The 5,635-nt window shown below is 63.4% G+C and carries 5 protein-coding genes; 1 reads left to right on the top strand and 4 read right to left on the bottom strand.

The window, feature by feature from the left end; all coding sequences use genetic code 11:
- A partial coding sequence (locus tag ACO48X_RS04445) for a formate--tetrahydrofolate ligase (protein WP_485000924.1) occupies nt 1-1,326 on the top strand: 1,326 nt, incomplete at its 5' end.
- 86 nt (nt 1,327-1,412) lie between these two features.
- Here the strand turns inward: ACO48X_RS04445 and ACO48X_RS04440 are convergent.
- From ACO48X_RS04440 to ACO48X_RS04425, 4 genes are all read right to left on the bottom strand, one after another.
- Entirely contained in the window at nt 1,413-3,326 is a 1,914-nt protein-coding gene (locus ACO48X_RS04440) for a tetratricopeptide repeat protein (RefSeq protein WP_485000923.1), read from the bottom strand.
- A 722-nt stretch (nt 3,327-4,048) separates the two neighbouring features.
- Complete coding sequence (locus ACO48X_RS04435) at nt 4,049-4,177, bottom strand: hypothetical protein (protein WP_485000922.1); 129 nt, start codon at nt 4,175-4,177, stop codon at nt 4,049-4,051.
- Between the two features lie 707 nt (nt 4,178-4,884).
- Nucleotides 4,885-5,220: a hypothetical protein gene (locus tag ACO48X_RS04430; protein ID WP_485000921.1), complete on the bottom strand. Its 336-nt coding sequence runs from the start codon at nt 5,218-5,220 to the stop codon at nt 4,885-4,887.
- The coding region (locus ACO48X_RS04425) for a tetratricopeptide repeat protein (RefSeq protein WP_485000920.1) at nt 5,190-5,635 on the bottom strand (446 nt) is incomplete at its 5' end. The genes ACO48X_RS04430 and ACO48X_RS04425, both read right to left, overlap by 31 nt.

Genomic DNA, 5,635 nt, shown 5'->3' with positions numbered 1-5,635 from the left:
GCCCAGGTCACGCCCGGCGACGAGATCAACCTCCACTTCACCGGGGATTTTGCGGCCATCGCCGAGGCCAACAATCTGCTCGCCGCGATGGCGGACAACGCGCTGCATTTCGGCACTCATGACATCGACCCGCGCACGGTCGCCATCCGCCGCTCGATCGATATGAACGATCGCTCCCTGCGCGACGTCGTCATCGGCCTCGGCGGGCGGCTCGGCGGGGTCACGCGAGAGTCGGGCTTCGACATCACCGCGGCCAGCCAGGTCATGGCGACCTTCTGCATGGCCGACTCCCTCGACGACCTGCGTGAACGGCTCGGCCGCATCGTCGTCGGCAGGTCCTCGGCCGGCGATTCCGTCACCGCGGCGGACCTCGGCGCCGTCGGCGCAATGACGGCGATCCTCAAGGACGCGCTCGCGCCCAACCTCGTCCAGACCCTCGAAGGCAACCCTGCCCTGGTCCACGGCGGCCCCTTCGCCAACATCGCCCACGGCACGAACTCGGTGATCGCCACCAAGGCCGCGCTCAAGCTGGGCGACGTCGCCGTGACCGAGGCCGGGTTCGGCGCCGACCTGGGCGCGGAGAAATTCTTCGACATCATCGGGCAGACCGCCGGGATCGCCCCCGACCTCACCGTGGTCGTCGCAACCGTGCGCGCCCTCAAGTATCACGGGGGCGTGGCGCTCGCGGACCTGGAGGAGGAGAACGTCGCCGCGGTTCGCGCGGGCGCGGTCAACCTGCGCCGGCACTGCGAGAATCTCACGGAGGTTTTCGCCCAGCCCGTGCTCGTGGCGGTCAACCGGTTTGCCGCGGATACGGAGGCCGAGATCGCGGCTGTCCGCGAGTCTGTGGCCGACCTCGGCATCGACGTCGTCCTCACCGACCACTTCGGCCGCGGGGGAGAGGGGGCGCTCGATTTCGCCGACGCCGTCGTGAAGTCGCTGGCCAAGCCGAGCATCGCCAAGAGCGCATACCGCTTGACGGATTCCCTGGAAGACAAGGCGCGGGCCATCGTCACCAGGGTCTACCGCGGGGCCGACGTGGTCTTCGAACCCGCCGCGGCGCGCGAGCTCCGGCGGCTCGAGGAGTCCGGCTGGGGCGAGCTGCCCGTGTGCATGGCCAAAACCCAATACTCGTTTTCGACCGACCCGAAAGCGCTTGGCGCCCCCGAGGGCTTCACCGTGCCGATCCGCGAAGTGCGCCTCTCGGCAGGGGCGGGCTTCGTCGTGCTCATCTCAGGCTCGATCATGACGATGCCGGGCCTGCCCAAGCGCCCCTCGGCCTGCGACATCGACGTGGTCGACGGGGTTATCGGGGGAATGCACTGAGCTGGCTTCCGCCGCCTTTATTGCGAACGGAGGCCAAACCCTTCGAAACGGCTGTTGCCGTCGTCCGGCTTTCCTGAAAGCGACCGTTACTCTTGCGCCTCTGAGAGGGCTTCGGCGAGGCTCTCCCGCGTGAGAAGGGTGTCAGGATGGTCGGGCCCGAGGATCCTGGTCTGGTCGTCCAGAAGAGACTGGAATATGGCGATGGCTTTCCGATAATCCCCCAAAACGCTGTAGGCGCAGGCAAGATCGCCGCGCGTGTCCAGAGCGTCAGGGTGGTCAACGCCCAAGGAACGGAACTGGCTGTCCAAGACGGCCTCGAGTATCTCAATGGCTTTCTGGGGATTTCCCGAGACGGTGTGGGCGCGCGCAAGATTGCTGCGCGCGGTCAGCGTCAAGTAATGGTCTGGGCCGAGGACCCGGGCTTCGTCGGCGATCAGCTCCCCGAGAATCTCGATAGCCTGTCCGTACTCTCCGACGGCGTTGCAGATGTAGGCCAGATTGCTGCGGACGGCCAGCGTGTCGGGGTGGTCTGGGCCGAGGACCCGGATTCTGTCGGGAAGCAGGGCGTTGAGCTCTTTGCGGGCCTTCTTGAACTTGCCCGCGTCCATGTACGCCCTGGCGAGCCTGTTGCGCGTCGTGAGAGTGTAAGGATGGTCGGGGCCGAGGGCGCGGTCGACGTCGCGGACGAAGCCCTTGAGCAGGTCGATCGCTTGCTGAGTGCGTCCCGTCTGAAGGTAGGATTCGGCAAGGTTGCCGCGTGTGCCGAGCGTGCCGGCGTCGTCGGGGCCGAGGACTCGAGTTTGGTCGGCCGCAAGGGCTTCGAGGATGCCGACGGCGCCCTCGAAGTCTCCCGTCTCCATGTGCGCTTCGGCGAGATTGGCCAGCGTGTCGAGGGTGTCGGGATGGTCGGGGCCGAGAGCCCTGAGCCGCTCGGCAAAAAGGGCTTCGTAGGCGTCGATGGCTTTCATGGTTTCTCCTGTTTCTCTGTGGGCCAAGGCGAGGTTGGTGCGTATGGCGAACGTGTCCGGATGGTCGGCTCCATACGAGCTGACCAGTTTTCTGACGGTGTCTTCAAAAGTGATCGCGATTTGCGGGCTGTCAATCATGTTGAGGCAATATATCGTGTTGTTCACGAGTCCGAAAACGCTTGGGAGATCGATGCAGGATTCGCGGGGAGAATGGAGCGCGCCCCCCTCGTCTCGTTCGGCGACGGCGTTGAGCTGGATGACCATGTCGAGAACGTTGGCACGCTGGGCTTCGTCGGCGGCCGCCTCCTTCATGTCGGTGATCTCCAGCATCCTGACGACGGCGCGCTTGACGGCGTCGAACAACGACGGATCTGTCGCAAGGTCTTCCCGAAAGGCGCGCCCTTGAAGCTCATGGATGCTGATATAGCGGCCGTCGGCGGAGGGCGTGCAGGCCGAGAGGGAGACGAGCTCCTCGAGCGTTTCGCGCGCAATCTGTTCGCTCGCGCCTGTCTGATACAACCAGTGCCGGGGCACGCCCGACGGCGCCAGCAGGGCCAGAGCCGCCAGCTGCAAGAATGCCGCGCTGGCGTGGGCTGCCGTTTCGTCGCCGCTGGCGATGTCCTTCTCAGCCAGATGATCCTGCACGGCTTGGCGGGCCATGAGCAGGGCCGTAGGTGCAAGGGCGGGGTAGCCGTCGGCGGGCCGGGAGATCGGCTGGCCGTAGCCACCGCTGGACGGGCCGTCGGCGGGCTCATCAAGCCCAAACTCCCGCAGGTTCGCGAGGTAGTCGTCCAACCTCGGGTACCCGACCAGCCTGATCGTGGTTGTGGCCTGCTCCAAGGCGACGGGCAGGTCCCCGAGCGCTTCGGCCACGCGGGCCGCGCCGTCGGGGTCGTTCACGCCGGTGTGCTCAATCAGGAAAGCGACCGACTGGGGCCGCATAAACCTCCCCGTGGTGTCAGGGCCGTTTTGACGGCTCACGCCGGTGTTCTCGTTGCCGTGGTTCGCGTCAAAGCTTCTTTCGCTGCTCATGTTGAAACTCCCGTCGCTGTCTGCACCTAGGCCTCCCTCACCGTTTGCATTGAAGCGCTTGTCATCGCCCGTGTCGGCGCACCCGTTGCCGCTTGCGCGGGTACTTTTGTCGCCGCCGTTTGCTCCAGGCTTTCCGTCGCCGCCGGCATTGGCTTTGGCGAGTTCTTCGGCGGCGACGCGCAGGAGCTCGTCATACAGGCCTCGCGCCGTCGCCCCGACTCCTTGGCGCTGGTCTGCCGCGCCGCGGGAGCCGAGGAGAGCGAGGAACGAATCGGGATCGCTTTGAGCGCCGACGGCGTCGTCGTGCCGATTGTCGGCGTCGTCGTTTCGTCTGCCCGCGTCGTGCCGACTGTTGCGGACTTATCGAAAAGTAAAGAAAATGCGTATACAAGAACACCCGGATCCATAAACCGATCCTAGCCCCAGTCGCAGGGACTGTCCACGGCGAATTTGCTGAAACCTGCACTTGCTTCAGGCTTCCCTCGGCCGACGCCTGCAAAGAAGCTTCGGCCTCCTACCCTCCGGTTTGCTCCGCTTCGGCCCTCGTCGGCACCCGCAAGGAAATTTCCACATCTTGTCGAGGCTGACCCCTCTGTCTTAGAGCGCGGCGCCCGATTGCCGCCCTCGTTCGGCAAAGCGGAAAACTATCCCATTGAAACGCCGTTTCGTCTTTGACGGCGTCCCTCCGCGGTGCCCCGGTCAACCAGTTGTTCTAGCCAGCGTTACTGCTGGTTCTTCTCTGCCTCGCCGCCTTGATCCCGTAAAACGGAAAGAAATTGAGAAATGGCGAGTGTGTGGGGGTGGTCGGGGCCGAGGACGCGGGCCAGATCAGACAGCAGCGTCTGATGCATGTCGATGGCCTTCCGATAATCTCTCAAGATGGTGCATGTACAGGCAAGATCGCCGCGAAGCTATGTAAAAAGCCAAGGAAGGCATCTGCAAGCCTATCTTTCATTCGCGTCCACGGATCTTTGATTGCGGGTAGAATCGACAACGGCTCCTTCGAGCTGGACCGAACCTTTCACGTTTCCCGGAATGCCAAGGTTTCGAGTCCAGGAAGGAGGTGAGGACGATGAGGAAGACATCCTCGTCGGGCAAGGAAAAAGCCCGGATACTGCGCGGACTGGTAAGGCTAGCGCAGCTCCAGGCTTTTGCCCTTGCCATCGTGCCCTAGCATTGCTAGAAGCATTGCTTAAGTGACGACTCACAGGTGGCTACACGGAGCACATCCGTTTAGCCGCCTCTATTGTCCCTAAATAGAACCAGACAAGCAAGAGGTGTGTGATAAGCGTCCACCGAACTCGGCCCGATGCCACGCCCGAATCAAAGCGACACCCACCCGCACAAACTCCGTTTACCGCCCAAGCGTCAATCAAAATTTGGGATCGCTCTGCATTGGTGGCCGGCGCAGCAGGTTCTGAAGAGCTGCTCGAAGTAGATGCCAGGCCCGCCTCCTGTTGATTCTGAGTTTCGCACGACATCGATCTGAATTTCTCGCCCCAGTTCCGCCCGCAAAACTCAAGATTGATCTTGGCCCGTCTGACTGAGGCGACGGTGCTTACTGTGCTTTCTTTCGCGCGGCAGCAAGGTTGTTGCGTGTGGCGAGGGTGTAGGGGTGGTCCGGGCTAAGATTCTTGGTCTGCTCGGTTAGAAGGGCCTCGTATTTTTCAACGCCGTTCATGTTGGGTTTTCTTTTGGTCAGGGTGAGCGTGTCTGGTCGGGGCGAGCTCGTCGTTCCTTGGCAGGTGCGCCTAGTGTCGGCCTGCAAGGCCATGCGCAAAGCCGCAGGCGTGAGATCGAAGTAGATGTCGCATGGAAGGCCCCGCTGATCACTTGCTCCAAACAGCCGATCGGCGGTCTGGATCAACGAGACTTGCGGTTTCTTCGCCTCCATATGTCCTTTTGCGGGTTGGGGAGTGCTGAAGTGCCCTCTTTAGGATGGTCGGGTCCGGGAATGCGGGCTTTGTTGGCCAGGGCAGCCTGGTGGCGTAGAGCGATGACTTTAGGTAAGTTCCCCGCCTGGCGGTGTGCGCGGGCAAGGTTATTGCGTGTGCCGAGTGTGTCGGGGTGGTCGGGGCCGAGGACGCGGGTCATGTCAGGCAGGAGGGCTTCGTACATGTCGATGGCCGTGGAGAGGTGCCCCGCATCCTGGTAGGCGGCGGCGAGGTTGTTGCGTGTGCCGAGTGTGTTGGGGTGGTCGGGGCCGAGAAGGCGGGTGCAGTCGGCCAGGAGGGCTTGGTACATGTCGATGGCTGTGGAGAGGTGCCCCGCATCCTGGTAGGCGGCGGCGAGGTTGTTGCGTGTGCCGA

Source organism: Peptidiphaga sp., assembly GCF_057238965.1.
Note: the sequence above shows the minus strand (reverse complement) of the source record. Positions and strands in the feature narration are given on the sequence as shown.

Bases quoted from the DNA above. Each gene is read 5' to 3' on its own strand.
- ACO48X_RS04440 (WP_485000923.1), bottom strand. From the start codon at position 3,326: ATGAGCAGCGAAAGAAGCTTTGACGCGAACCACGGCAACGAGAACACC.
- ACO48X_RS04435 (WP_485000922.1), bottom strand. From the start codon at position 4,177: ATGCATCAGACGCTGCTGTCTGATCTGGCCCGCGTCCTCGGCCCCGAC.
- ACO48X_RS04430 (WP_485000921.1), bottom strand. From the start codon at position 5,220: ATGGAGGCGAAGAAACCGCAAGTCTCGTTGATCCAGACCGCCGATCGG.